Genomic DNA, 24,043 nt, shown 5'->3' with positions numbered 1-24,043 from the left:
ACCGCCCGCTTCCGCACACCGACTGACATCGCGAGATACCTCGACCTCGACAAAAACAAGATCAAACCGACGTGTTGATTCCCGGCAAGCCCTTATGAATTGGGCAGGGGAGAGATTCGACAAGGGGACCGAGTCCAGCAAGCGCCTGGGCCGCCGCAGGTAGGTCATCGAACCAACCTTGTGCCAGCTTGCCGGCGAGCGCCGCATCGAACCCCGATGTCAGCGCCCACCGGTATGCGGGCCAACGGTCAGCTTCGCGGGCCCGTCCTCCGTCGACGCCCCACGAAGATCGCGACCAGGACGAGCACCAGGCCGCCTCCTGCCGCGCCGAGGCCCGACAGCCAGATGCCCTGTTCCATGGCGGGATGCGTCACCTTCGATGTGCCGGTCGGGGTTCCGAAGTGTTCCTTCCCCGTGTACTTCACCGGGGTCGTACGGTCCTTGGCCGGGGAAGCGGCGGCCAGGACGGCGGCCGGAGCGTTGATCAGGCCGTAGCCGACCAGGGCGTCGCGGCCCCCCTCGGGGTGGTGGGCTGTTGTCGTGAGTGCCGAGCGGACCTGGGCGGGGGTCAGCTTCGGGTTGTGGGAGAGCATGAGCGCGACGACACCGGCGGTGAGGGCGCAGGCCGGGGACGTCCCGTCTTTCGTTGTGAATCCGCCGGACTTCTTGGCCATGGTGATGCCCACTCCCGGCGCGGCCACCGCGTTGTGCGAGCGCACCGTGGAGAAGGAGGCGCGCGCACCGTCCTGTCCCGTGGCCGCCACCGAGATCACGCTGGGATAACCCGCCGGATACGAGCCGGAGTTGTCCTCGTCACCGCTGTTGCCCGCACTGGCGAGCACGGTGACGCCGCGGCTGACCGACTGCCCGATGGCGTAAGCCTCATCGGCGTTGTAGTCCTGCACGAAATTCCCGGCGTCTCCCAAGGAGAGCGAGATGACGTCGGCGTCGTGATCGACCGCGTACTCGATGCCCTTGGCGATCGGACTCGTGCTCCCCGACACGGTTCTGTCCTTCTTCTTCGACTCGTCGAGAACACGCACGGAGAGGATGTTGGCCTCAGGCGCGACCTTGAGGACGGCCGAGGCCATGGCAGTGCCGTGAAGGCCCCAGTTGTCGCTGTCCTCGCTCGCGCCGTCGTCGAAGAAGTCGGGGCCGGTGGTCACGTGGCCCTTGAGCGAGGGGTGGTCCGCCTGGACGCCCGTGTCCAGGACGGCGACGGTGATCGCCTTGCCCTTGCTGAGACGTTGCGCCGAGTCCACCCTGAGGGCGATCGACTCCCAGCCCGCCGGGGTGCTCTGCGCGGCGGACGCGGGTGTCGTGGCCAGTGCGCACAGGAGGGCGGTGAGCGCTGTGCCCAGGACCGCGTCCCGCGCCTTCGTCGTGTGTGTACTCCTCATATTCACGGTCACTTCACTCCACTCAGCTGCAGATCCGAGAGGTGGGCGTCGAAGGTGCTGACGAGGCCCTCCGCGTCGCCCTGCCACGCATTGCGGTCCGAGCGTCCGTCGCTGTCGTCCTCGCCGAAGGTGCCGGGCAGGTGCCCGGCCCACAGGCCGTCCACCGCGCCCAGGGTCACGCCGATGGCGTAGTGCATGCTGTCGCCGCTGACCGGTTCGAGCGCTGCGGCGTTGCGTGCGTCATTGGTCCAGCGAGCCGCCAAGGTGCCTTTTACGGGAAGTACGTTCACCGCGCCCTCGATCCCGTCCCGGCTCGTGAAGAACGCGCCGAGCTGCTTCTTGGCGGACGTGTCCGCGTCTCCGCCCGCGATGGGGAGGACGACGATGACGACTGTCGCCAGCTGGTTGCCTGTCGGGTCCACATAGGTGGCACGCAGAACCGCCTCGCAGTCCAACTCTGCTGCCTTGGCACGGGTCTTGCCGGACAGGCCCGAGGCGCAGGAGGTGTCCGAGGAAAGGCCGAGCCGCCGCCACTGGGCATTCCGGGGAGTGGTGAGCGCGCCGTCGTATGCCCCCGAGCGGGCCCCGATGGTGTCCGGCAGCACGGTGTCGGCCGCCTCGTTGCGCCAGAGGTCCTCGCCGTAGGCGGTGTTGTCGATCTCCTGCCGGCTGTTGCTGTAGGCGTGTGCGGCCAGTCCTCCGCCGCCGATCAGGAGCAGGGCACCGACGATGCCCAGGACGGCGCGCAGGGCGGTGCCGCCGCCACGGCCGGAGGCCCCGGGAGGGGTGGGTGCGCCGTACGGTATCTGCTGCTGAGGTACGGGTGGAGGCTGCGGGGGCTGATACCCCTGATGGCCCGGATATCCCTGGTACCCCTGATGCCCCTGGTATCCCTGTCCAGGCGCGCCCTGTGCCGGTGGCTGCTGCCAACCATTCTGCTGAGGCTGCTGGTTGTACGGATTTGCTGCGCCTGGGTCTCCGGGCGGCGTGCGGTAGGACGACCCGTTTCTGACACGGGGCCCTGAAGCCCCGGTATTTGTGGAGGCTGCCCCGCCTCCTCGTGGTCCGCCTCCCGGCGGCCCGGGTGAGCCTATGACAGGCCGGTTGGGGACCGGCGTCGGGTTGTCCTGAGCCTGCGGCGTCAGGTTCCGTCGGCCGGTTGCCCGGGTGACGTGATGGGACTGCGAGCGAGTGCGGTCAGGTAGTCGTCGAGCAACGCGGTCTGGTGATCCGGAGGGAACGCGGCCGGGTCCAGCAGCGCCTGCACCACCAGGCCGAGTGCGAACGACTGCGCCGATGCGGCAATACGGTCCGGGTCCCCGGGGGGCAGGTCGCCCACGTCCTGCGCCTCGGCCACCCGTGCGGCCAGCACGCCACGGCCGTCGGCGTATCTGCGCGCGTGGTCACCGCACAGCTGCGGGTCGGCGAGCGCTGAATCCCATGAGGACACCCAGATGCGGTTGCCTGCCACGGCGTCCGCGTTCAGCGGCAGGATGTCCAGCAGGGCTGCCCGCAGGCCCTCCAGGCCGCCGCCCGCCTCGCGCCGCGGGCGGGCGGCAGTGCGCTGCTCCAGCAGGTCGAGCGCGTACTTCACCAGCGCGCGCTTGCTGGCGAAGTAGTGGGTCAACAAGCCGGTGGTCGAGCCGAGTTCGCCGGCGACGGCACGCATCGACAGACCGGTGAAGCCGCCCGTGGACATGACCCGCCACACCGCCTCGGAGACCTCGCGGCGGTGGCTTTCGTGATCTCCCTTGGAACGCGGCATCCTCCTACGCTACATTCACGCAACACTTGTTATGTAATCAGGGAGGCATCCATGTTCTCGCTGCCGCTGAGCGATGACGCCCGTATCGCCCCGCTGGAGGTCTGGCACGCCGACGCGTTCGCCGGCCACCTCGACCGCGCCCGCGACCACATCCGTCCCTGGGTGGGCCCGACCTTCGTCACCACCGATGTCGAGGGCGCACGGTCCACCCTCGCCAGGTACGCCGAACGGCAGGCCCGCGACACCGCCCGGCTGTATGGCATCTGGTTGCACGGTGAGCTGGTGGGCGGCGCAATGTTCACCGACTTCCAGGCCGCCATGGGCTGGTGCGAGCTCGGCTGCTGGCTGGAGCCCTCGGCGGAAGGCAAGGGCCTGGTCACCCCCGCCTGCACCGCCCTGCTGGACTGGGCGTTCCACGAGCGCGGGCTGCACCGGGCCGAGTGGCACTGCCGCGCCGACAACCACCGCAGCGCGGCGGTGGCCAAGCGCCTGGGCATGTCCCTGGAGGGCGTCCGCCGCGAGGCCTGGCCCTACGCCGGCGAGCGCCACGACAAACAGGTGTGGTCCCTCCTCGCCCCCGAATGGCCGCCCGGGAATCACTGAACCCCTGCTCCCCTGCGACGCGAGAGGCCCCACCCGTGGTCACCTGCCACCTCCGCTACGAGATCGACTCCACCCGCATCGACGACTTCGAGGCCTACGTCACCGGCTGGGTCCCCGTCATCACCCGCCACGGCGGCACGCACCACGGCTGCTTCCTGCCGCACGAAGGCGCCAGCGACATCGCCTACGCCCTTTTCTCCTTCTCCAGCCTGGCCGCCTACGAGGCCTACCGCACCGCGATCCGCGACGACCCCGAGGCCCAGCGTCTCTGGCGTCTCAGCGCGGAGACCCGCTGCATCCGACGCTTCGACCGCACCTTCCTGCGCCCGGCCGGTCCGGCCGAGGGTGTGTCGGTGTGACCGCCGGTCCTGGTTGCTGAGGATCGGAGGGGCCCGGGAGGCCACGGGCTCTCCTGGGGCGGACAGCGCAGTAGGGGCCACTCAAAGTATGAGTGGCCCCTACTGCGCTGCTCGGGTCGCTGTCCCACCTACCCGTGGAGACGACCAGTACACCGGCTGCTCGGCGCGATGCGGGTGCGGGGCGACCGGACAGGCTCGAAGTGGCCGACGTGGGCCTGAAATGGCGGAACCTTCTGCGACTATGCGAGGAACGTAAGCGGATGTCCATGAAGGGACCGTTATGTGCGGAATCGTCGGATACGTCGGTGGGCAGTCGGCGCAGGACGTCGTCGTCGCGGGCCTCAAGCGGCTGGAGTACCGGGGGTACGACTCCGCCGGGATCGCCGTCCTCGCCAATGGCGGGCTGGCCGCCGCGAAGCGGGCCGGGAAGCTCGTCAACCTGGAGAAGCTGCTGGTCGAGCGGCCGTTGCCGGCCGGGAGCGCCGGTATCGGCCACACCCGCTGGGCCACACACGGCGGGCCCACCGACGTCAACGCCCATCCGCACCTCGACAACGCGGGACGCGTCGCCGCCGTGCACAACGGGATCATCGAGAACTTCGCCGCCCTGCGCTCCGAACTGACCGGGCGCGGCCACGAGCTGGTCTCCGAGACCGACACCGAGGTCGTTGCCCACCTCCTCGCCGAGGCGTACGCGGACGACCCCGACCCGGCCGAGGCGATGCGGCGGGTCTGCCGGCGGCTCGAAGGGGCGTTCACGCTCGTCGCCGTGTTCGCCGACGCGCCCGACGTGGTGGTCGGGGCCCGGCGGAACTCGCCGCTCGTGGTGGGAGTCGGGGAGGGCGAGGCGTTCCTCGCCTCCGACGTCGCCGCGTTCATCGCGCACACCCGGTCCGCGATCGAGCTGGGCCAGGACCAGGTGGTGGAACTGCGCCGGGAGGGCGTCGTCGTCACCGGGTTCGACGGGCGCCCCGCCGAGGTGCTTCCGTACCACGTGGACTGGGACGCGTCCGCCGCCGAGAAGGGCGGCTACCCCTCCTTCATGCTCAAGGAGATCGCCGAGCAGCCGAAGGCCGTCACGGACACCCTCCTCGGCCGGATCGACCCGGAGGGCACCCTCCACCTCGACGAGGTGCGGATCACCCGGAGCGAGCTGCGCGAGGTCGACAAGGTGGTGATCGTCGCCTGCGGGACCGCGTTCCACGCCGGGATGATCGCCAAGTACGCCATCGAGCACTGGACCCGCATCCCGTGCGAGACCGAGCTGGCCAGCGAGTTCCGCTACCGGGACCCGATCCTGGACCAGCGCACCCTCGTCATCGCCATCTCGCAGTCCGGCGAGACGATGGACACCCTGATGGCGCTGCGGCACGCCCGCGAGCAGGGCGCGAAGGTCCTCGCCATCTGCAACACCAACGGGTCCACCATCCCGCGCGAGTCCGATGCCGTCCTCTACACGCACGCCGGGCCCGAGGTCGCCGTCGCCTCCACCAAGGCGTTCCTCACCCAGCTCGTCGCCTGCTACCTCGTCGCGCTCTACCTCGGCCAGGTCCGGGGGACCAAGTGGGGCGACGAGATCCGTACCGTCATCCGCCAGCTCTCCGAGATCTCCGGCGAGGTCCGGCGGGTCCTGGGCACGATGGAGCCGGTGCGGGCGCTGGCGCGGTCACTGGCCGGCCACGACACGGTGCTCTTCGTCGGCCGGCACGTCGGCTACCCGGTCGCCCTGGAAGGCGCGTTGAAGCTCAAGGAACTCGCGTACATGCATGCCGAGGGGTTCGCCGCCGGTGAGCTCAAGCACGGGCCGATCGCGCTGATCGAGGACGGCCTGCCGGTCGTGGTGGTGGTGCCGTCGCCGCGCGGGCGCTCGGTGCTGCACGGCAAGATCGTGTCGAACATCCAGGAGATGCGGGCCCGGGGCGCGCTCACCGTGGTCATCGCGGAGGAGGGCGACGAGGCGGTCGTCCCGTACGCCGACCACCTCATCCGGATTCCCGCAACGCCTACGCTGCTCCAGCCGCTGGTCGCCACCGTTCCGCTCCAGGTCTTCGCCTGCGAGCTGGCGACGGCCCGCGGCAACGAAGTGGACCAGCCGCGCAATCTGGCGAAGTCCGTCACCGTGGAATGAGTGCGATGAAGTGAGTGGGGCGGTTACGTGATCATCGGGGTCGGGATCGATGTGGCGGAGATCGAGCGGTTCGACACGGCGATACGGCGTACGCCGAATTTGGCCCAACGCCTTTTCCTGGAAAGTGAGTTGATGCTTCCGGACGGCGAGCGGCGGGGGGTCGCCTCGCTGGCCGCGCGGTTCGCCGCCAAGGAGGCGCTCGCCAAGGCGCTCGGCGCCCCCGGCGGGCTGCTCTGGACGGACGCCGAGGTGTACGTCGAGGAGAGCGGACAGCCCAGGCTGCGGGTGAGCGGCACGGTCGCCGCGCGCGCCGCCGAACTGGGCGTACGGCAGTGGCACGTATCGCTCAGCCATGACGCGGGGGTGGCATCCGCCGTGGTGATCGCGGAGGGCTGAGCCGGGGCGTGGCGGGCGATTCCTGCGTACGTTGGAGCCATGCGTACCGCCTACAGCGTCTCGACCGTACGGGCCGCCGAACAAGCCCTCATGGCACGGCTCCCGGAGGGCACGCTGATGCAGCGCGCCGCCGCCGGCCTCGCCGCCGCCTGCGCCGACCTGCTGCGGCGCGGCGGCCGGGTCTACGGCTCCCGGGTCGTCCTCCTCGTCGGCAGCGGCGACAACGGGGGCGACGCGCTGTACGCGGGCGCCCGGCTCGCCCGGCGCGGGGCCGGGGTGCTGGCCGTACGGGTCTCCCCGGGCCGGGCCCACGAGGGCGGCAGCCGGGCGCTGCGCGCAGCGGGCGGCCGGGTGGTGGACGGCGCCGACCTCCCGGCGACGAGCATGCACCGGGACTGGGCGGGGCGCGTCGACCTCGTCGTCGACGCCGTCACCGGCATCGGCGGACGCGGCGGACTGCGGCCCGGCGCCGCCGAGCTCGTCGCCCGCTACACGGCTCACCACGCACCCGTCCTCGCCGTCGACCTGCCCAGCGGCGTCGAGGCCGACACCGGCGAGGTGCTGGGGGACGCCGTCCGCGCGGACGCGACCGTCACCTTCGGGGCGTACAAGCCGGGGCTGCTCATCGACCCGGCCGCCGAACGGGCCGGGGCGCTGCACCTCGTCGACATCGGGCTCGGCGCCGAACTGCCGGACGTGCCCGACCTGGAGGCGCTCCAGTACGCGGACGTGGCCGCGCTGCTGCCCGTACCGGGCGCCGAGAGCGACAAGTACCGGCGCGGCGTCGTCGGCATCGCCGCCGGATCGGCGCGCTATCCGGGCGCGGCGGTGCTGGCCGTCTCCGGGGCGCTGCGCGGCGGGGCCGGTGCGGTGCGCTACGTCGGGCCGGGGGCCGACGCGGTCATCGCGCGGCATCCGGAGACCCTGGTCCACGCGGGCCCGCCGTCGAAGGCCGGCCGGGTGCAGGCCTGGGTCGTCGGTCCGGGGCTGGGCGACGGGACGGACGCCGTCGAGGCGGTCTCCGACGTGCTGGCCGCCGACGTCCCGGTGCTGGTCGACGCGGACGGGCTGCGGCTGCTGGACGCCGCCGCCGTACGGGCGCGCACCGCCCCCACCGTCCTGACCCCGCACGCCGGGGAGGCCGCGGCGCTGCTCGGCGTCCCGCGCGAGGAGGTCGAGGCGGGGCGGCTCGACGCCGTACGCGAACTCGCCTCCCGGTTTCGCGCCACGGTCCTGCTCAAGGGCTCGACGACGCTGGTCGCGACCGACGACCCGCACGCCCCCGTGCGGGTCAACCCGACCGGCACGTCCTGGCTCGCCACCGCGGGCAGCGGCGACGTGCTCTCCGGACTGACCGGGTCGCTGCTCGCCGCCGGCCTCGCCCCGCGTGACGCGGCGTCCGTCGGCGCCCACCTCCACGGCCTCGCGGCCCGGCACGCGTCGGACGGCTCCCCGGTCGCCGCCCAGGACGTCGCGGAGGCGATCCGGGCGGCCTGGCGGGACGTACGGGCCTGAGTGATGCTGGGAGGACCCGAGCGAGGGAGTGATCGGCGTGGGCGGCGGCGGTGACGTGCGGGTGCGCCGGGTGTACGACCCGCAGGAGGACGGCGACGGCACCCGTGTGCTGGTCGACCGGCTCTGGCCGCGCGGGGTCGCCAAGGAGCGCGCCGCGATCGACAGATGGCTCAAGGACCTCACCCCGTCGAAGGAACTTCGCTCCTGGTACCACGAGGACCGTTCCGGCACCCGCTACGACGACTTCGTCGACCGCTACCGTGCCGAACTGGCCGACCCCGTACACACCGAGGCCGTCGGTGAACTCGTCGCACTGGTCCGCGACGGCGGCCCGGTGACCCTCGTCACGGCGGTCAAGGACGTACCGCACAGCCACGTACCGGTCCTCGTCGACCACCTGGAACACGAGCTGCACCGCACCTGACCCGGCATCCGGTGCGCCCTGCGACGAGCGGCGCCCGGGGGCCGCGCCGCACGGCTCTGAGACACTGGGCGCGATGAACGAGACAGCGTCCTTGAGAGCCCGTGCCGAGATCGACCTCGCCGCACTCCGCGCCAACGTGCGCGTCCTGCGCGCCCGGGCGTCCGGCGCGCAGCTCATGGCCGTCGTCAAATCCGACGCGTACGGACACGGCGCGGTGCCCTGCGCCCGCGCCGCGCTCGAAGCCGGGGCGACCTGGCTGGGCACCGCGACGCCGCAGGAGGCGCTGGCGCTGCGCGCGGCCGGGCTCGGCGGCCGGGTGATGTGCTGGCTGTGGACGCCCGGCGGGCCCTGGCGCGAGGCGATCGAGGCCGATGTCGACGTCTCGGTCAGCGGCATGTGGGCGCTGCGCGAGGTCACCGCGGCGGCAGCCTCGGCCGGCCGCCCCGCCCGCATCCAGCTCAAGGCCGACACCGGCCTCGGACGCAACGGCTGCCAGCCCGCCGACTGGCCCGGGCTGGTCGCCGCCGCCCGCACCGCCGAGCAGGCCGGCACCGTCCGGATCACCGGCCTCTGGTCCCACTTCGCCTGCGCCGACGAGCCCGGACACCCCTCCATCGCCGCCCAGCTGGACGTGTTCCGCGACATGGTGGCGTACGCCGAGAAGGCCGGCGTGGAGCCCGAGGTGCGGCACATCGCCAACTCCCCGGCGACGCTGACCGTCCCCGAGTCGCACTTCGACCTGGTGCGGACCGGGATCGCCATGTACGGCATCTCGCCCAGCCCCGAACTCGGCACCCCGGCCGATTTCGGACTCCGTCCGGTGATGACGCTCGCCGCCTCGGTCGCCCTGGTCAAGCAGGTGCCGGCCGGGCACGGCATCAGCTACGGGCACCACTACACGACGTCGGCCGAGACCACGCTCGGCCTGGTGCCGGTGGGGTACGCGGACGGCATCCCGCGCCACGCGTCGGGCCGCGGCCCGGTCCTGGTCGGCGGCGTCCGGCGGACGGTCGCGGGCCGGGTGGCCATGGACCAGTTCGTCGTCGACCTCGGCGGGGACGTGGTCGCGGAGGGCAGCGACGCGGTGCTGTTCGGCCCGGGGGACCGGGGCGAGCCGAGCGCCGAGGACTGGGCGCGGGCGGCGGACACGATCGCGTACGAGATCGTCACCCGGATCGGCGCCCGGGTACCACGCGTCTACCGGGACGGGGCGGCGGACGGCAAGTCGGCCGGGTCCTGACCGAGGATGCCTTCCTGACCGGGCACGATCAGATTCGGTCTGATCAGATCGGAGCAGATTGGACCGGGGCTGATCCGGTCGGAGCTGATTGGATCGCAGCTGATCGGACCGGAGCTGATCAGACCGGGGCCGATCTGATCGGAGCTGATGTGATCGGGCCGGCCCCGACCCGAAGGACACGACCCACGAGGAGCGCGGCACGGTGAGCGAGATCAGCGCGGGGGACGCGATGGCGACGGCCGCCTCGACGGTCGGCTGGCGCCGGGCGGGGGTCGCCGGCGCCGCCATAGGCGTGATCGCGGCGGGCGCCGCCGCCGGTGTCGCGGTCGAGCGCCTCACGGTCGGCCGGGGGATGCGCAAGCGGGCCCGGCTGGCGCTGGACGCCTCCGGGCCGTACGGCTCGCTGCGCGGGCTGCCGGGCCGGGCGACCGCCGACGACGGCACCGAGCTGTACTACGAGATCGACGAGGTCGAACCCGGCGGCGGCACCGGCACCGGCGGTACGCCCGCGGGCAACGCCACCGGTCCGCGCAGGCGCCGCCTCTTCGGGCGCAAGGCCCCCGCCCCGGTCACGGTCGTCTTCAGCCACGGCTACTGCCTCAGCCAGGACTCCTGGCACTTCCAGCGCGCGGCCCTGCGCGGCCTCGTGCGCACCGTCCACTGGGACCAGCGCAGCCACGGCCGCTCGGAGCGCGGCCGGGCCCAGGCCCAGGGCGTCCACGTCGGCATCGACCAGCTCGGCCGCGACCTCAAGGCCGTCATCGACGCGGCCGCGCCCGAGGGCCCCGTGGTGCTGGTCGGGCACTCGATGGGCGGCATGACGATCATGGCGCTCGCCGACCAGTACCCGGCCCTGATGCGTGACCGGGTCGCCGCCGTCGCCTTCGTCGGCACGTCGAGCGGGAAGCTCGGGGAGGTCAGCTTCGGGCTGCCGGTGGCGGGCGTGAACGCGGTGCGGCGGGTGCTGCCCGGGGTGCTGAAGGCGCTCGGCTCGCAGGCGGAGCTGGTGGAGCGGGGCAGGCGGGCGACCGCGGACCTGTTCGCGGGGCTCATCAAGCGGTACTCGTTCGGTTCGCGGGACGTGGACCCGGCGGTCGAGCGGTTCGCCGAGCGCCTCATCGAGTCCACGCCGATCGATGTGGTCGCGGAGTTCTACCCGGCCTTCACCGACCACGACAAGAGCGCCGCGCTGCCCCTGTTCCTCGAAGTCCCGGTGCTGATCCTGGCGGGGGACAAGGACCTGGTGACGCCCAGCTCGCACAGCGAGGCGATCGCGGACCGGCTGCCCGACGCGGAGCTGGTCATCGTCCCGGACGCCGGGCACCTGGTGATGCTGGAGCACCCGGAGACGGTCACCGACCGGCTGGCCGACCTGCTGGTGCGGGCCGGAGCCGTACCGGAATCCTCTAACGTTGGCGGGCATGGAAGCACCGCACAACAGCCCGGCGGCCGCTGAGACCGCCGCGAACGCGTCCGGCACCGTCAGCGTGAGGCTGGCCGTCCAGTCCCCCGAACAGATGCAGGCCCTGGGCCGCCGGATCTCCGGCGTGCTGCGCCCCGGCGATCTGGTGATGCTCACCGGCGAGCTCGGAGCCGGCAAGACCACCCTGACCCGCGGCCTCGGTGAGGGCCTGGGGGTGCGCGGCGCCGTCACGTCCCCCACGTTCGTGATCGCCCGCGTCCACCCGCCACTGGGGGACGGCCCGGCGCTGGTCCACGTCGACGCCTACCGGTTGGGCGGCGGGCTCGACGAGATGGAGGACCTGGACCTCGATGTGTCGCTGCCGGAATCGGTGGTCGTCGTCGAGTGGGGCGACGGCAAGGTCGAGGAGCTGGCGGACGACCGGCTCCAGGTGCTGATCGACCGGGCGGTCGGTGACACGGACGACGAGCGGCGCGCGGTGACGCTGGTGGGCGTGGGCGCGCGCTGGGCGGGGCTGCGTCTCGCGCCGTGGGAACCGTGGGTGACGGACGGGGACGACGGGCCTTCCGGGACCTGAGCGACGCCTCTTTCCGACGTGGTGTCGGCAAATTGTTGCGCGGGGCGGGGCATGCGTGGTGACATGGAGGGCGAGAGCAGGTTAGGTCTGCCTAACCGTGCCTTCCACCGGAGCCCAGGAGGCGTCCATGCCGACATCCGAGAGTGACGTGCGGCCCCCGCGGGCGGTAACGATGAGTGATCTGCTGGCGGCGGGGGCGGCGGCGACGGCGGTGTCCACTCCGCCGGACGCGGAACGCCCTGCTTCTGCCCCGTCGGACGGCACGGAGCCGTCCGGCACCCCCGGCCGTCCCGGTACCGCCGACACGTCAAGCCGGTCCGGAGCCTGAGAACGGAAGCCGGGCGCTGGTGCCGGCCGGGGCCAAGGACGTCCAGTCGCCGGACGGGCTTGGATTGGCCGGACGCCGTGCTTGAAGTAGCCGGACGCCGTATCTGGAGTGACCGGACGCGGCCCGGAGCAACCGGCTGAGCCGGCTACGGGATGACGACGACCTTCGCGCCGACCGTGGCGAACGTCCACACCGCGTTGCCGTCCGCACGGGACATCCGTACGCCGCCCGCCTTCAGCGTCGGGTCCGGGCTCGCCATCGAGCCGTCCTGCGCGGCGCTGAAGCCGATGGCCACGTCCTTGGTCGTCGCGAACCGCACCACGTGTTCGATCGGCACCCCGTCGGAGCCGGTCACGCTGCCGGAGCGCGAGGTGACCCGGTACGTCCCGGGCAGGGCGCTGACCGCGCTCGGCATGACCTTGAAGGTCCGCGACGACTTGCCCTTCGCGTCCACCAGCCACACCCGCCGGTCAGCCAGCGCGTAGACCACCCGCGCCCCGGTGCCCGACGAGCCCGGCACCGCGAGCGGGTCCTTCGCCGGCTTCGGCTTGGTGTGGCCCGTGGCCGGTGAGCTGCTGGACGCCTTCGGCTTCGGGGCGACGGTGTCGGGGGCGTTCGCCGACGCCTGGTAGGCCAGGAAGCTCACCGCGGCCACGGCCGCCGCGGTGAGCGCGACCACGATTCCCGAGCTGCCCCTTGACACCGTGCGCGCCTCTTTCACCGTTGGTTGTCGTACAAGCGTTTACACGTACTCCGCGTATACCCGGTGACGGTAGCAGCAGCGGCCCCCGGGTCCGGGACGCCGTACGGGGCGCGGTCGCCCCCGCGCCGGAGCCGTAGGCTGTTTGCGTGCTCTTGCTCGCTATGGATACCGCCACCCCCGCCGTCACCGTCGCCCTGTACGACGGGACCCGTGTCGTCGCCGAGTCCGCTCAGGTCGACGCCCGGAGGCACGGGGAACTGCTGCTGCCCGCCGTCGACCGGGTCCTCGCCGCGGCCGGGGTGAAACTCGACGCCGTGACGGACGTGGTCGTGGGCGTCGGCCCCGGCCCGTACACCGGCCTGCGGGTCGGCCTGGTGACGGCCGCGACGTTCGGATCGGTGCTCTCCGTGCCCGTGCACGGGCTGTGCACCCTGGACGGTCTCGCGTACGCCGCCGGACAGGCCGGCATCGAGGGACCGTTCGCCGTCGCGACGGACGCCCGCCGCAAGGAGGTCTACTGGGCGCGGTACGAGGACCCCCGCACCCGGACCGGCGAACCCGCCGTCGACCGGCCCGCCGACATCGCCGGACAGCTCGCGGGCCTTCCGGTGGCCGGCGCGGGCGCGGTGCTCTACCCCGAGGCGTTCCCGGACGCGCGCGGCCCCGAGCACCTCGCGGCCGGCGCCCTGGCCGCCCTCGCCGCCGAACGGCTCGCCTCGGGCGCCGAGATGCTGCCGCCCCAGCCGCTCTACCTCCGCAGGCCCGACGCGCAGGTCCCGAAGAACTACAAGGTGGTCACGCCGAAGTGACCACCGCGACCGCTGCACTGCGCGAGATGCGCTGGTGGGACATCGACCCGGTGCTCGACCTCGAACACGAGCTGTTCCCGGACGACGCCTGGTCGCCCGGCATGTTCTGGTCCGAGCTGGCCCACGCCCGCGGCCCGCAGGCGACCCGCCGCTACGTGGTCGCGGAGGACCCGGCCACCGGCCGGATCGTCGGATACGCGGGCCTGGCCGCGGCCGGTGACCTCGCGGACGTACAGACGATCGCCGTCTCCCGCGACCACTGGGGCGGCGGCCTCGGCTCCGAGCTGCTGACCGACCTGCTGAAGCACGCCACGGCCTTCGAGTGCGCCGAGGTGCTCCTCGAAGTACGCGTCGACAACACCCGGGCGCAGAAGCTGTACGAACGCTTCGGCTTCGAACCGATCGGCTTCCGTCGCGGCTACTACCAGCCCGGCAACATCGACGCACTCGTCATGCGCCTCCACGTACACGAAGACGTACCGGGGCACGTACAGGAAACAGAGATCTGACTGATGGCTGACGAACCCCTCGTACTCGGTATCGAGACCTCCTGCGACGAGACCGGTGTCGGCATCGTCCGCGGGACGACGCTGCTCGCCGACGCCGTCGCCTCCAGTGTCGACACGCACGCCCGCTTCGGCGGCGTCGTCCCGGAGATCGCCTCCCGCGCGCACCTGGAGGCGATGGTCCCGACCATCGAGCGCGCCCTGAAGGAGGCCGGGGTCAGCGGCCGCGACCTCGACGGCATCTCCGTCACCGCGGGCCCGGGACTGGCGGGCGCCCTGCTCGTCGGCGTCTCGGCGGCCAAGGCGTACGCGTACGCGCTGAACAAGCCGCTGTACGGGGTCAACCACCTCGCCTCGCACATCTGCGTCGACCAGCTGGAGCACGGTCCGCTGCCCGAGCCGACGATGGCACTGCTGGTCAGCGGCGGGCACTCCTCGCTGCTGCTGGCGCCCGACATCACCAACGACGTACGGCCGCTCGGCGCGACCATCGACGACGCGGCGGGCGAGGCCTTCGACAAGATCGCCCGGGTGCTGCACCTCGGCTTCCCCGGCGGCCCGGTCATCGACCGCCTGGCGAGGGAGGGCGACCCGAAGGCCATCGCGTTCCCGCGCGGTCTGACCGGCTCGCGCGACCCCGCGTACGACTTCTCCTTCTCCGGCCTGAAGACCTCCGTCGCCCGCTGGATCGAGGCGAAGCGCGCGGCCGGCGAGGAGGTGCCGGTACGGGACGTGGCGGCGTCCTTCCAGGAGGCCGTGGTGGACGTGCTCACCCGCAAGGCCGTCCGCGCCTGCAAGGACCAGGGCGTCGACCACCTGATGATCGGCGGCGGGGTCGCGGCCAACTCGCGGCTGCGGGCACTCGCCCAGGAGCGCTGCGAGCGCGCCGGCATCCGGCTGCGGGTGCCGCGCCCCGGCCTGTGCACCGACAACGGCGCGATGGTCGCCGCCCTGGGCGCGGAGATGGTGGCCCGCAACCGGCCGCCCTCCGACCTGGAGCTGTCGGCCGACTCCTCGCTGCCGGTGACCGAGACCCACGTACCGGGCACCGCCCACGGCCACGGCCACACCCACGATCACGACCACGTGCACGAGATCAGCAAGGACAACCTCTACTCATGAGTGCCGCGACCGTCGCCCTGATGTGGGAGGCCCGCGCCACCGATGGCCGGGGCGCGGAGCTGCTGGAGTGGGCGCGCGCCCGCGCGGGCGAGCTGGCCCGGCCCCCGCTGCGCAGCGAGCTGCTGCGCGCCCCGCAGGACCGGGTCCTGGTCATCACCTGGTGGGAGGGCGCGTACGGCGACGAGCTGCCGGAGCTGCCCGAGCCGGACGCGGGGATCGTCACCCGGCCGGTGCACCGCTGGCGCTTCGAGTCCCTCGGGTCAGCAGGCCGGTGATGATCGCGTCGAGTTCGTCCACCACGTCGTAGTCGGCGGCGTACGCGCGCCAGTCGCCCTTGATCTCGGTGAGCCGGGGCAGCTCCGCCGCGTCCTCCTCGGTGACCATGTCGGGGAAGTACCTCTTGGACGGCGGGTGCTCGGCGCGCCTGTCGGCCGCCCGGCGGAAGACCAGGTCGCCGTAGACATAGCTCCAGACCGTCCGGTAGAGGCGTACCGCCCGCGCGGGGGAGAGGCCGCAGGCGAGTGCGCAGTCGATGATCTCCTCGACCATCCACAGCGCGTTGCGGTCGGTCAGCTCGCCCAGCGCCAGGACGTCGAGCACCCAGGGGATCCGCGCGAGGATCTCGTGCATGTGCGCGGCGACCGCGGTCAGCCGCTCGCGCGGGTCGGCGGGCAGCTCCGGGCGCGGGAAGGCGGCCGCCGTCCCGGACAGGGTGAGCATCAGCAGCTCGTCCTTGTCCTGGACGTAGTGGTAGAGCGCCATCGGGGTGGAGCCGAGCTCCTTCGCCACCCGCCGCATGCTCAGGGCGCTCAGGCCCTCGTCCTCGATGATGCGGCGCGCGGTGGCGACCATGGCGTCCGGGTCGAGCCGGCGCGGACGCCCCACGGACCGCTTCGGCCCCGGCGGATTCTTCTCTGTCCCTGGCACCCGGCCATTGTCCCCGCCCGGTCCCGGAGTGCTACTGCGGCTGCTTCTGCCGTGCCGTGAGGTCCTGCTCCAGGCCGTCGAGCAGGGCCCGGAGGCCGAACTCGAAGGTCTGGTCGGGGGCGGCGGCGTATTCGGCCGCCGCCGGGGTTTCCAGCCGGACGCGCAGGCGCGGGTAACGCATGGCGATCTCCCGTGCCTTGGCCATGGCCTCCTCGAACCGCGCCTCGACGGCGGTGCGGTCCGTGTCGTGTCCCCGGGTGAGCGAGGCGGTCGCGGCTATGCCGGACGCGTTGCCGAGGACGTAGGTGAAGACGGTGGCCGCGGCCCGGTCGGCCCGGTCACCGGTGAAACCGGCGGCCTCGTAGACGGCGAGGCTGTGGTCGTCGTGGCGGGCCTTGCCGTCGCCGTAGACGACGTGTGCGGCGAGGACCTGCACCAGCCAGGGGTGTCGGACGAACATCCCGTACAGGTCGGTGGCCATGGCCGAGGCCGCGGTGCGCCAGCCGGCCGTGCCCGGATCCGGCAGCCCGAGCTCGCCCCACACCCGGTCGGTGGCGAGCAGGACGAGATTGTCCTTGTTCTTCACGTGCCAGTACACGGCCGTGGCGGCGGAGTCGAGCCGCTTGCCCAGAGCGCGCATGTTCAGCCCTTCGAGACCATCCGTGTCCAGGAGCTCGACAGCGGTGCGGACGATCTGGTCCCGGGTGAGCGTGTCGCGAGGCATGACCTCACGGTACGCAGTACTTGCACAAAGTTCAAGAGCGGCCTTGCGCACAGTTCGACGGTCGACTTGCACAAAGTTCAAGAAGGGCTTGCGTGGCGTCCGGGATGCGGGCTACGGTCCTTCTCGTCAGCGAGTTGAACTTAGTGCAAGTCGAAGGAGAGTCCTCCCGTGAGCAACCTCGCCGCCACCATGCAACTGCTCGTCGCCGCCGCCTTCGTCAGCATTCCGGTCGTCCGCCACTGCTTCGGTCCGGCCGCGAAGGCTGCCGCCGTGGCCGAGCTCCACCGCCAGGACGTCCGCCCCGAGGTGCTGGAGGAGAACGGGATACGGTTCGACGCCGGCGGCCACGAGACCGCGGCCCCGGTGACCGTCGCCGCGGTGATGATCGCCACCGCCGCCCTGAACTTCGCGGGTGCCGGGCAGGCCCGGCTGCTGACCTGGATCTTCTGCTCGCTGGTCCTGCTGATGAACGCGGCGATAGTCCACAGCAACCTCACCGCGGTGAAGTCCGTGGAAGCCGCCTTCCGCCGCAAGGGCGACCCGGAGCTTGTGCGCGTCGAGGTCGCCCCCTTCCTCCGAGCCGCCGAGGCGGCCTTCCCTTGCTGGGTGGGCATCCAGGCCCGGCTGCGCAACGCGGTGGTCTTCGGCGGCGCCGCCGTCGCGCTGGCCGCCGTCTCCCTCGTCTGAGCGGCGCGCCGGCACCCGTCCCGGTGGCGGCACCCGGGCATCCCGGTGGCGGCACCGGAGAAATCTCAGAAGAATTTCGCGGGAGGTGTCGATCCGGCCGTGTCCCGTTCGACGCAGGGGTGAGAGCCGGGGAGAGCCCCCGTCCTCCCGACCGAGGAGCCACCATGCCGCGCTTCATGTCACTCATCCGTCTCGACGAGCAGGCCGCCGCCGGATTCGAGCCCGACCCAGGCTTCGACGAACGGGTGTCTGCCCTGTTCGAGGAGATCAACAAGGCCGGGGTGATGCTGGACACCGCCGGGCTCGCCCCGACCGCCGGGTCCACCCGCGTCCACTGGTCCGGGGGCGCCCTCAGCTACACCGACGGGCCGTTCACCGAGACCAAGGAGGTCGTCGGCGGGTACGCCATCCTCCAGTGCAAGGACAAGGAGGAGGCGCTGGAATGGGCCCGGCGCTTCCTGCGGGTCCACCCGGAGAGCTGGAACGTCACCTGCGAGGTCCGCGCCATCGACGAACCCTGAGCGACCGCCGCCCACCGGCCCGGCCGCGCTTGCCGGGGTCCGGTGCGGCTGCTCTGATGGGTGGCCGTGACGGCAGCGAGCGCGGTTGAGACGGTGTTCAGGATCGAGTCCGCGCGGATCATCGCGGGTGTCGCCCGGATCGTGCGGGACGTCGGCATCGCGGAGGAGCTCGCGCAGGACGCCCTGGTCGCCGCGCTGGAGCAGTGGCCGGAGTCGGGTGTTCCGGACAACCCGGGAGCCTGGCTCATGGCCACCGCCAGGCACCGCGCCGTCGACCTGGTGCGGCGCCGCGAGACGTACGCCCGCAAGCTGGCCGAGATGGGCCGCGACCCGCACGGGCCGGGCCACGCCCCGGAACCCGTCCCGGCCGACCCGGACGACATCGACGACGACCTGCTCCGGCTGATCTTCACCTCCTGCCATCCGGTGCTCTCCACCGAGGCGCGGATCGCCCTCACCCTGCGGCTGCTGGGCGGCCTCACCACCGAGGAGATCGCCCGCGCCTTCCTCGCCCCCGAGCCGACCGTCGCCGAGGGGGCACCTCCCATGCGTTAAGCCATGGGGGAGGATCGTCCGGGCCAAACGGACGCTCGGCCGGGCCGCCGTCCCCTTCGAGGTGCCGTACGGCCCCGAGCGGGCGGCCCGGCTCGGATCGGTGCTGGAGGTCATCTACCTCGTCTTCAACGAGGGCTACGCCGCGACCGCCGGGGACGACTGGCTGCGCCCGGCACTCTGCGAGGACGCGCTGCGCCTGGCCCGGGTGCTGGCCGGCCTGATGCCGCAGGAGCCCGAGGCGCACGGACTGGCCGCGCTGCTGGAGCTCCAGGCCTCGCGCACCGCCGCCAGGACCGGGCCGGACGGGGCGCCGGTGCTGCTCGCCGACCAGAACCGGGCCCGCTGGGACCGGCTGCTGATCCGCCGCGGCCTCGCCGCACTGCTCCGGGCGGGCGAGACCGCGAACCGGGCGGCGGACCGGAACACGGGCACCGGGGCGGCCACGGCGGGGCAGGCGCTGGGCCCGTACGCGCTGCAGGCCGCGATCGTCGCCTGCCACGCCCGTGCGGCCCGGTACGAGGACACCGACTGGGCCGCCATCGCGGCGCTCTACGACCGCCTCGCCGCCCTGACCCCGTCACCCGTCGTCGAGCTCAACCGTGCCGTCGCCGTCTCCATGGCCGAGGGCCCGGCGGCCGGTCTGGCCCTGGTCGACGCCCTGGCCGCGGACCCCGCCCTCAAGGCGTACCACTTGCTGCCGAGCGTCCGGGGGGATCTGCTGGGCAGGGTGGGGCGTACGGACGAGGCGCGCGCCGAGTTCGTACGGGCGGCGGAGCTGACCCGCAACGAACGGGAACGGGCGATGCTGCTGGACCGGGCGGCGCACCTGGACCGGAGCGGCCGATGAGTTCCGGCCCCGTGGCCGGTCTACCCTGCACGACCGTCCGCACCACCGTGTGAGGAGAAGGACCATGCAGAAGATCACCACGTTCCTGTGGTTCGACCACAACCAGGCCGAGGAGGCCGCCGACCACTACATCTCGGTCGTCGGCGGCGACTCCCGGGTCCTGGACGTGACCCGCTGGACGGCGTCGTCACCCGGCGAGGCGGGTGCCGTGATGACCGTGCGCTTCCAACTGGAGGGCACCGAGTACATCGCGTTCAACGGCGGCCCCGAGTTCCCCTTCAGCGAGGCCGTGTCCCTCTCGGTGGAATGCGCCTCCCAGGAGGAGGCGGACGAGCTGTGGGACAAGCTCACCGCGGACGGCGGACAGGAGAGCCAGTGCGGCTGGCTCAAGGACAGGTTCGGCGTCTCCTGGCAGATCGTCCCGCCCGGCCTCGGTGACGCCCTGACCGACCCGGACCCGGAGAAGGCGGCCCGCGCGATGAAGGCGATGCTCGGCATGAAGCGGCTCGACATCGAGGCCCTGCGCAACGCCTGAGCGGCCGGCCCGGCGTACGGCACGGGGCGGCGGTCCGGGCCCGCGGGGCCCGGCGGACTCGGTAGGGTCTCGCCCATGTCCCGCCGTTCAGCGCTGCCCCCGCCCCCGCCGCCCGTGGAGATACGCACCTGGCCCGACCGGGGAGCGCTGCTCGCCGACCGGGCCCTGCTTCTGGGCGAGTTGGTGAAGAAGCACCTGGGCCCCGGGCGGCTCGGGCTGCTGTGGCTCTGGGGTGCGCTCGTCGCCCTCGGCTGGTCGCTGATCAGCACGGCGTTCATCACCTTCGAGGAGTCGTACGACGTCATCAGCGCCATCATCGGCCTGGTCCTCCTCGTCCTGGGCGGGTGCTGCCTGGTGCCGGCCGTCATCCTGGTCGTCTTCGGGCTGCGCCGTGACGTACTGATCCGCCGACTGCTCGCGCAGTGGGGCGAGTTGGACCGCGACCCGGTGGCCGACCGCGCGCTCCGGCTGCCCGGGACCAGCCTGGTCTGGCTGCTGCTCTCCTTCCTGCTCTGCGCGTGCGGGCTGTACGCCTGCGTCGCCGTTCCGGCCGGAGCGGTCCGGGGGCAGGACACCTACGGCCTGATGGCCCTCGTCATGGGACTCGGCCTCATCGGCTGGCTCATCGGCCTGATCGGCGTCACCAAGGCTCTCCTGCACCGGCGTTGGGTGATGCGGGTGCTGATCGGGGCGCCCGCGCCCTACACGCTGATCTCCTCCGGAGGCGGGGCGCACCGCTGACTCCGGTCCTATCCTTGGCGCGTACACGAAGAACGGCGCGTGCACGAAGGACTCAGGGGGAGGGCGTGTCATGGAGTGGTACTGGTGGCTGCTGATCATCTTCTGGACGGGCGGATTCGGCTGGCTGGTCGACAACGGCCGTACGGCGTTGCGCAATCGGCACGAGCGCAGGCTGGAACTCCTGGAGGCAGACAAGCGGGAACGACTGGCCGTAGAGGCGGCGCACAAGCCGCCGGAGCCGGTCTGCGGCTGCACGCACCACCTCGCCAAGCACGACAAGCAGGGCAAGTGCCATGAGCTGGTCGAGGTGCCGACCGCCTGGGACGAACAGAAGAAGCCGGTCCGCTTCGAGTCGGGGCAGTGCAACTGCCAGCAGTACGTGGGCCCGCAGCCGCTCTCGCAGGTGTACGCCGACGAGCTGACCGACCTCGGATAGGGCAGCCGGCCGGGGCGGCCCGGCCGGCCCCGCCGTCAGCCGAGGCCTGCCTCCGGGCCGGTCACGGGGTGGCCGATCAGCATCGTCGGGGCGTCCGCGACCCGGGTCAGGAAGACCGTGGCCCGGTTCGGGCCCTGGAGCTTCATCTTCCTTCGCAGCTCCTCCGGTTCGACCGGCGAACCGCGCTTCTTGACCGTCAGGACGCCGACCTTCCGCTCCCGCAGCAGCGCCTTCAGCCGCTTCATGTTGAACGGCAGCTGATCAGTGATCTCGTACCCGGCGGTGTACGGGGAGTCGTACAGCTCGTCGCTCGTGACGTACGCGATCATCCCGTCGATCAGCCGGCCGCCGCACCGTTGCACGATGTCCGCGACCAGGTGGGCCCGGATCACCGCGCCGTCCGGCTCGTACAGATACCGGCCCACCGGCCCGACGGGCGGGGCGGGCAGCGCGGCCGGGGCCGACAGGCCGGCGCCCGACGGGAGCAGGGTGGCGCGGTACGAGCCGGCCTCGAAGCCCTCGCCGAACCAGAGCACCGCCTCCTTCACGTCCCCGCCGTCCGAGATCCACTCGGCCTCCGCCTGCGGGCCGATCGCCTCGTGCGGGACGCCGGGGGCGATCTTCAGTGCGGCCCTCGGGGCCCTCAGCGCGGCGGCGGTCGCCCAGGACAGCGGCGGGGAGTAGGCCTCCGGGTCGAAGATCCGGCCCCGGCCGCCCCGGCGGGCCGGGTCGACGAACACCGCGTCGTAGGGCGAGGTGTCGATCTCCGTGACATCGGCGCACCGCACCTCGATCAGCTCGTCCAGGCCGAGCGCGGCCGCGTTGGCCCTCGCGACCTCGGCGGTCAGCGGGTCGCGGTCCACGGCGAGGACGGAGATCCCGGCACGGGCCAGCGCGATGGCGTCGCCGCCGATCCCGCAGCAGAGGTCGGCGACGCTGCGCACGCCGGCGCCCGCGAACCGTCCGGCGCGGTGGGCCGCCACCGAGGAGCGGGTCGCCTGCTCCACCCCGTCGGGCGTGAAGAACATCCGGTGCGCGTCCTCGGCGCCGAACTTAGCCACCGCCCGCTGCCGCAGCCGGGCCTGCCCCAGCGCCGCCGAGACGAGGCCGGCCGGGTGGGTGCGGCGCAGCCGGGTGGCGGTGGCGAGTTCGGCGGCGGGGTCGTACGAGCGCAGCCCGGCCAGCAGCTCGGCACCCTCCGGGGTGCGCAGGGCCAGGAAGCCGGCGAGGGGGCCGGATGGGTCGGGGGCGCCGGACGCGTCGGGGGCGTCGGGCTGGCCGGGGTCGTCGGGCGGGCCGGTCGGGGCGAGAGCGTTCACCTGCCCCATTGTGAGCCAGCCGGGGGACCGTGCGGGTCCGGCGGCGGTGTCGGCCCGGGAGCCCGGTCACGGACTGGCAGTATGCGGCGCCATGCAGCTTGTACGACAAAAGGAAGACTCCATCATGAACAGGCGCAGACCGGGACAGGCCACGCAGGGGCAGCAGGAGCAGCGGCAGGGGCGGCGGGGCGCGGCCGGGCGCGGGCGGGGATACCTGCGGCGCCGGCCCGGCTACGCGGTCCTGGCCGCACTCCTGGTCGCCGCGGTCGGCTCCGGCTGCGCGGCCGGCACCGACAGCCGCACCACCGCCGGGGCCCCCGAGCAGGGGGCCAAGGCCCTCACCGGGCAGCCGGGCGGTCCGGCCGGCAACGCGGGCGCGGCGGGCACCCGCGCCGCCCGGGCCGAGAAGGCGCGCCTCGCCCAGGCCGCCCGCGCGGTCGCCGCCAAGAAGTGGGGCCTGGCGGGCACCCCGCTGGCGGCGCCCCTCCCGCCCGCGGTGAAGCCGCACATCACCACCCGCAAGGGCTTCGAGGTCGAGGGCGGTGACGACTCGCTGCCGCCGGTCTTCACCACCGTCCCGACCAAGGAGAAGATCGTCTTCCTGACGATGGACGACGGGGACGACAAGGACCCCGAGCTGCTGCGGATGATGTCGGACCTGAACATCCCGTACAGCGCCTTCCTCAGCGACTACCTGGTGCGCGACGACTACGGGTACTTCAAGGACGCGCAGGCCCGTGGCGTCACCCTCAACAACCACACGCTCAACCACCGCTATCTGCCCGGTCTCTCCTACGACGAGCAGAAGCAGGAGATCTGCGACCAGCAGGACATCATCGAGAAGCAGTTCGGCGAGCGCCCCCGGCTCTTCCGGCCGCCGTACGGCAACTACAACGGCGACACCCTGCGGATCGCCAAGTCCTGCGGCATCACCGCCGTGCCCCTGTGGTCGGCGGAGGCCTTCCCCGACCACATGGAGTGGCGGGAGGAGGACCAGGACCTGCACCCCGGAGACATCATCCTCACGCACTTCCGGGGCAAGAAGGACTGGAAGGGCTCCATGCCCGACCTGGTCAGGGCCGTCATGAAGGTCATCACGGACAAGGGATACGCCGTGGCCCGGCTGGAGGACTACGCATGACAAGGGCGCACCGGCTGCTGGCCGGACTGCTGGCCGCCGGTGCGCTCCTGACCGCCTCCACCGGCTGTGCGCAGTCGGTGGACCCGATCGAACGGCTCGGCCGCAAGGCCGCGCAGCGGGTGAACCCGCCGCCGAGCCGGCCGGGGGGGGGGGCCGGGGGGGGGGGGGGGGGGGGGGGGGGGGGGGGGCCCCGGGGGGGGGGGGGGGGGGGGGGGGCCCTGCGGCCGGGGGGCGAACCGTCTGCGGTACTCGGCGGGTGCGGTGCCCAGCGCCTTGACGAACGCGCGGCGCATCGCCTCCGGTGTGCCGTAT

The 24,043-nt window shown here is 72.6% G+C and carries 26 protein-coding genes and 1 pseudogene; 20 read left to right on the top strand and 7 right to left on the bottom strand.

Annotation, left to right across the window (positions count from 1 at the left end; translation table 11 throughout):
* Window positions 1-248 precede the first annotated feature (248 nt).
* From ACGFU6_RS38485 to ACGFU6_RS38475, 3 genes are all read right to left on the bottom strand, one after another.
* Window positions 249-1,400, bottom strand: a complete 1,152-nt coding sequence (locus ACGFU6_RS38485; protein ID WP_393617211.1) for a S8 family serine peptidase — start codon at window positions 1,398-1,400, stop codon at window positions 249-251.
* Between the two features lie 8 nt (window positions 1,401-1,408).
* Window positions 1,409-2,005 carry a hypothetical protein gene (locus ACGFU6_RS38480; RefSeq protein WP_393617210.1) on the bottom strand — a complete coding sequence of 199 codons (597 nt, stop codon included), beginning with the start codon at window positions 2,003-2,005 and terminating at the stop codon, window positions 1,409-1,411.
* Between the two features lie 536 nt (window positions 2,006-2,541).
* The gene (locus ACGFU6_RS38475; RefSeq protein ID WP_393617209.1) at window positions 2,542-3,165 is read right to left on the bottom strand and encodes a TetR/AcrR family transcriptional regulator; all 624 of its coding nucleotides are present in this window, start codon (window positions 3,163-3,165) and stop codon (window positions 2,542-2,544) included.
* 51 nt (window positions 3,166-3,216) lie between these two features.
* Between ACGFU6_RS38475 and ACGFU6_RS38470 the strand changes: the two genes are divergently transcribed.
* The 9 genes from ACGFU6_RS38470 (at window position 3,217) to tsaE (ending at window position 11,830) form a co-directional block, all read left to right on the top strand.
* Window positions 3,217-3,768, top strand: a complete 552-nt coding sequence (locus ACGFU6_RS38470) for a GNAT family N-acetyltransferase (protein WP_393617208.1) — start codon at window positions 3,217-3,219, stop codon at window positions 3,766-3,768.
* A gap of 35 nt (window positions 3,769-3,803) precedes the next feature.
* Complete coding sequence (locus ACGFU6_RS38465) at window positions 3,804-4,127, top strand: NIPSNAP family protein (protein ID WP_393617207.1); 324 nt, start codon at window positions 3,804-3,806, stop codon at window positions 4,125-4,127.
* A 280-nt stretch (window positions 4,128-4,407) separates the two neighbouring features.
* Window positions 4,408-6,255, top strand: a complete 1,848-nt coding sequence (gene glmS, locus ACGFU6_RS38460; protein WP_393617206.1) for a glutamine--fructose-6-phosphate transaminase (isomerizing) — start codon at window positions 4,408-4,410, stop codon at window positions 6,253-6,255.
* Between the two features lie 27 nt (window positions 6,256-6,282).
* A complete protein-coding gene (locus tag ACGFU6_RS38455) occupies window positions 6,283-6,651 on the top strand; it encodes a holo-ACP synthase (protein ID WP_393617205.1) in 369 nt (122 codons plus the stop codon).
* Window positions 6,652-6,690: 39 nt separating this feature from the next.
* A complete protein-coding gene (locus ACGFU6_RS38450; protein ID WP_393617204.1) occupies window positions 6,691-8,166 on the top strand; it encodes an NAD(P)H-hydrate dehydratase in 1,476 nt (491 codons plus the stop codon).
* A 37-nt stretch (window positions 8,167-8,203) separates the two neighbouring features.
* Entirely contained in the window at window positions 8,204-8,590 is a 387-nt protein-coding gene (locus ACGFU6_RS38445; RefSeq protein WP_393617203.1) for a DUF488 domain-containing protein, read from the top strand.
* Window positions 8,591-8,663: 73 nt separating this feature from the next.
* Complete coding sequence (alr, locus tag ACGFU6_RS38440) at window positions 8,664-9,830, top strand: alanine racemase (RefSeq protein WP_393617202.1); 1,167 nt, start codon at window positions 8,664-8,666, stop codon at window positions 9,828-9,830.
* Window positions 9,831-10,032: 202 nt separating this feature from the next.
* Window positions 10,033-11,286: an alpha/beta fold hydrolase gene (locus ACGFU6_RS38435; protein WP_393617201.1), complete on the top strand. Its 1,254-nt coding sequence runs from the start codon at window positions 10,033-10,035 to the stop codon at window positions 11,284-11,286.
* On the top strand, window positions 11,252-11,830 hold the full coding sequence (gene tsaE, locus ACGFU6_RS38430; protein WP_393617200.1) for a tRNA (adenosine(37)-N6)-threonylcarbamoyltransferase complex ATPase subunit type 1 TsaE: 579 nt from the start codon (window positions 11,252-11,254) through the stop codon (window positions 11,828-11,830). Before ACGFU6_RS38435 ends, tsaE begins: the two co-directional genes overlap by 35 nt.
* Before the next feature lie 473 nt (window positions 11,831-12,303).
* On the opposite strand, the gene ACGFU6_RS38425 is transcribed toward tsaE, so the two are convergent.
* The gene (locus ACGFU6_RS38425) at window positions 12,304-12,837 is read right to left on the bottom strand and encodes a hypothetical protein (protein ID WP_393617213.1); all 534 of its coding nucleotides are present in this window, start codon (window positions 12,835-12,837) and stop codon (window positions 12,304-12,306) included.
* 185 nt (window positions 12,838-13,022) lie between these two features.
* Between ACGFU6_RS38425 and tsaB the strand changes: the two genes are divergently transcribed.
* From tsaB to ACGFU6_RS38405, 4 genes are read left to right on the top strand one after another with little or no spacing between them, the layout of a single operon-like run.
* A complete protein-coding gene (tsaB, locus tag ACGFU6_RS38420; protein WP_393617212.1) occupies window positions 13,023-13,670 on the top strand; it encodes a tRNA (adenosine(37)-N6)-threonylcarbamoyltransferase complex dimerization subunit type 1 TsaB in 648 nt (215 codons plus the stop codon).
* Complete coding sequence (gene rimI / locus ACGFU6_RS38415) at window positions 13,667-14,179, top strand: ribosomal protein S18-alanine N-acetyltransferase (protein WP_393617199.1); 513 nt, start codon at window positions 13,667-13,669, stop codon at window positions 14,177-14,179. Before tsaB ends, rimI begins: the two co-directional genes overlap by 4 nt.
* 3 nt (window positions 14,180-14,182) lie before the next feature.
* The gene (gene tsaD / locus ACGFU6_RS38410; RefSeq protein WP_393617198.1) at window positions 14,183-15,298 is read left to right on the top strand and encodes a tRNA (adenosine(37)-N6)-threonylcarbamoyltransferase complex transferase subunit TsaD; all 1,116 of its coding nucleotides are present in this window, start codon (window positions 14,183-14,185) and stop codon (window positions 15,296-15,298) included.
* The gene (locus ACGFU6_RS38405; protein ID WP_393617197.1) at window positions 15,295-15,573 is read left to right on the top strand and encodes a hypothetical protein; all 279 of its coding nucleotides are present in this window, start codon (window positions 15,295-15,297) and stop codon (window positions 15,571-15,573) included. The genes tsaD and ACGFU6_RS38405 overlap by 4 nt, the downstream gene beginning before the upstream one ends.
* Here the strand turns inward: ACGFU6_RS38405 and ACGFU6_RS38400 are convergent.
* Together ACGFU6_RS38400 and ACGFU6_RS38395 are read right to left on the bottom strand one after the other, a co-directional pair.
* A complete protein-coding gene (locus ACGFU6_RS38400) occupies window positions 15,518-16,225 on the bottom strand; it encodes a TetR/AcrR family transcriptional regulator (protein WP_393617196.1) in 708 nt (235 codons plus the stop codon). The two genes, ACGFU6_RS38405 and ACGFU6_RS38400, sit on opposite strands and share 56 nt — an antisense overlap.
* A gap of 31 nt (window positions 16,226-16,256) precedes the next feature.
* The gene (locus ACGFU6_RS38395) at window positions 16,257-16,949 is read right to left on the bottom strand and encodes a TetR/AcrR family transcriptional regulator C-terminal domain-containing protein (protein ID WP_393617195.1); all 693 of its coding nucleotides are present in this window, start codon (window positions 16,947-16,949) and stop codon (window positions 16,257-16,259) included.
* A 168-nt stretch (window positions 16,950-17,117) separates the two neighbouring features.
* Between ACGFU6_RS38395 and ACGFU6_RS38390 the strand changes: the two genes are divergently transcribed.
* From ACGFU6_RS38390 to ACGFU6_RS38365, 6 genes and pseudogenes are all read left to right on the top strand, one after another.
* A complete protein-coding gene (locus ACGFU6_RS38390; RefSeq protein WP_393617194.1) occupies window positions 17,118-17,636 on the top strand; it encodes a hypothetical protein in 519 nt (172 codons plus the stop codon).
* Window positions 17,637-17,800: 164 nt separating this feature from the next.
* Window positions 17,801-18,157, top strand: coding sequence for a YciI family protein (locus ACGFU6_RS38385; protein ID WP_123524149.1), 357 nt, complete (start codon window positions 17,801-17,803; stop codon window positions 18,155-18,157).
* 66 nt (window positions 18,158-18,223) lie between these two features.
* Window positions 18,224-19,559 (top strand): annotated as a pseudogene (locus ACGFU6_RS38380) (RNA polymerase sigma factor).
* A gap of 64 nt (window positions 19,560-19,623) precedes the next feature.
* Window positions 19,624-20,094, top strand: a complete 471-nt coding sequence (locus ACGFU6_RS38375) for a VOC family protein (protein WP_393617193.1) — start codon at window positions 19,624-19,626, stop codon at window positions 20,092-20,094.
* Between the two features lie 75 nt (window positions 20,095-20,169).
* Complete coding sequence (locus ACGFU6_RS38370) at window positions 20,170-20,835, top strand: hypothetical protein (RefSeq protein WP_393617192.1); 666 nt, start codon at window positions 20,170-20,172, stop codon at window positions 20,833-20,835.
* A gap of 70 nt (window positions 20,836-20,905) precedes the next feature.
* The gene (locus ACGFU6_RS38365) at window positions 20,906-21,271 is read left to right on the top strand and encodes a hypothetical protein (RefSeq protein ID WP_393617191.1); all 366 of its coding nucleotides are present in this window, start codon (window positions 20,906-20,908) and stop codon (window positions 21,269-21,271) included.
* 35 nt (window positions 21,272-21,306) lie between these two features.
* Here the strand turns inward: ACGFU6_RS38365 and ACGFU6_RS38360 are convergent, their stop codons facing one another.
* On the bottom strand, window positions 21,307-22,599 hold the full coding sequence (locus ACGFU6_RS38360; RefSeq protein ID WP_393617190.1) for a methyltransferase domain-containing protein: 1,293 nt from the start codon (window positions 22,597-22,599) through the stop codon (window positions 21,307-21,309).
* 115 nt (window positions 22,600-22,714) lie between these two features.
* Here ACGFU6_RS38360 and ACGFU6_RS38355 point away from each other — a divergent pair, with 115 nt between their 5' ends.
* Entirely contained in the window at window positions 22,715-23,731 is a 1,017-nt protein-coding gene (locus ACGFU6_RS38355; RefSeq protein ID WP_393617189.1) for a polysaccharide deacetylase family protein, read from the top strand.
* Window positions 23,732-24,043: the final 312 nt, after the last annotated feature.

Origin of the sequence: Streptomyces sp. NPDC048462, from assembly GCF_043200175.1 — a bacterium.
Lineage (GTDB): Bacteria > Actinomycetota > Actinomycetes > Streptomycetales > Streptomycetaceae > Streptomyces.
This window is presented reverse-complemented; position numbering and strand designations above follow the sequence as displayed.

What these genes read in the sequence shown, in the direction of transcription:
- ACGFU6_RS38485 (WP_393617211.1), bottom strand. Translation starts at nt 1,400, where the DNA reads ATGAGGAGTACACACACGACGAAGGCGCGGGACGCGGTCCTGGGCACA.
- ACGFU6_RS38475 (WP_393617209.1), bottom strand. Translation starts at nt 3,165, where the DNA reads ATGCCGCGTTCCAAGGGAGATCACGAAAGCCACCGCCGCGAGGTCTCC.
- ACGFU6_RS38470 (WP_393617208.1), top strand. Translation starts at nt 3,217, where the DNA reads ATGTTCTCGCTGCCGCTGAGCGATGACGCCCGTATCGCCCCGCTGGAG.
- glmS (WP_393617206.1), top strand. Translation starts at nt 4,408, where the DNA reads ATGTGCGGAATCGTCGGATACGTCGGTGGGCAGTCGGCGCAGGACGTC.
- ACGFU6_RS38450 (WP_393617204.1), top strand. Translation starts at nt 6,691, where the DNA reads ATGCGTACCGCCTACAGCGTCTCGACCGTACGGGCCGCCGAACAAGCC.
- alr (WP_393617202.1), top strand. Translation starts at nt 8,664, where the DNA reads ATGAACGAGACAGCGTCCTTGAGAGCCCGTGCCGAGATCGACCTCGCC.
- tsaE (WP_393617200.1), top strand. Translation starts at nt 11,252, where the DNA reads ATGGAAGCACCGCACAACAGCCCGGCGGCCGCTGAGACCGCCGCGAAC.
- tsaB (WP_393617212.1), top strand. Translation starts at nt 13,023, where the DNA reads ATGGATACCGCCACCCCCGCCGTCACCGTCGCCCTGTACGACGGGACC.
- tsaD (WP_393617198.1), top strand. Translation starts at nt 14,183, where the DNA reads ATGGCTGACGAACCCCTCGTACTCGGTATCGAGACCTCCTGCGACGAG.
- ACGFU6_RS38405 (WP_393617197.1), top strand. Translation starts at nt 15,295, where the DNA reads ATGAGTGCCGCGACCGTCGCCCTGATGTGGGAGGCCCGCGCCACCGAT.
- ACGFU6_RS38395 (WP_393617195.1), bottom strand. Translation starts at nt 16,949, where the DNA reads ATGCCTCGCGACACGCTCACCCGGGACCAGATCGTCCGCACCGCTGTC.
- ACGFU6_RS38385 (WP_123524149.1), top strand. Translation starts at nt 17,801, where the DNA reads ATGCCGCGCTTCATGTCACTCATCCGTCTCGACGAGCAGGCCGCCGCC.
- ACGFU6_RS38375 (WP_393617193.1), top strand. Translation starts at nt 19,624, where the DNA reads ATGCAGAAGATCACCACGTTCCTGTGGTTCGACCACAACCAGGCCGAG.
- ACGFU6_RS38370 (WP_393617192.1), top strand. Translation starts at nt 20,170, where the DNA reads ATGTCCCGCCGTTCAGCGCTGCCCCCGCCCCCGCCGCCCGTGGAGATA.
- ACGFU6_RS38365 (WP_393617191.1), top strand. Translation starts at nt 20,906, where the DNA reads ATGGAGTGGTACTGGTGGCTGCTGATCATCTTCTGGACGGGCGGATTC.
- ACGFU6_RS38360 (WP_393617190.1), bottom strand. Translation starts at nt 22,599, where the DNA reads ATGGGGCAGGTGAACGCTCTCGCCCCGACCGGCCCGCCCGACGACCCC.
- ACGFU6_RS38355 (WP_393617189.1), top strand. Translation starts at nt 22,715, where the DNA reads ATGAACAGGCGCAGACCGGGACAGGCCACGCAGGGGCAGCAGGAGCAG.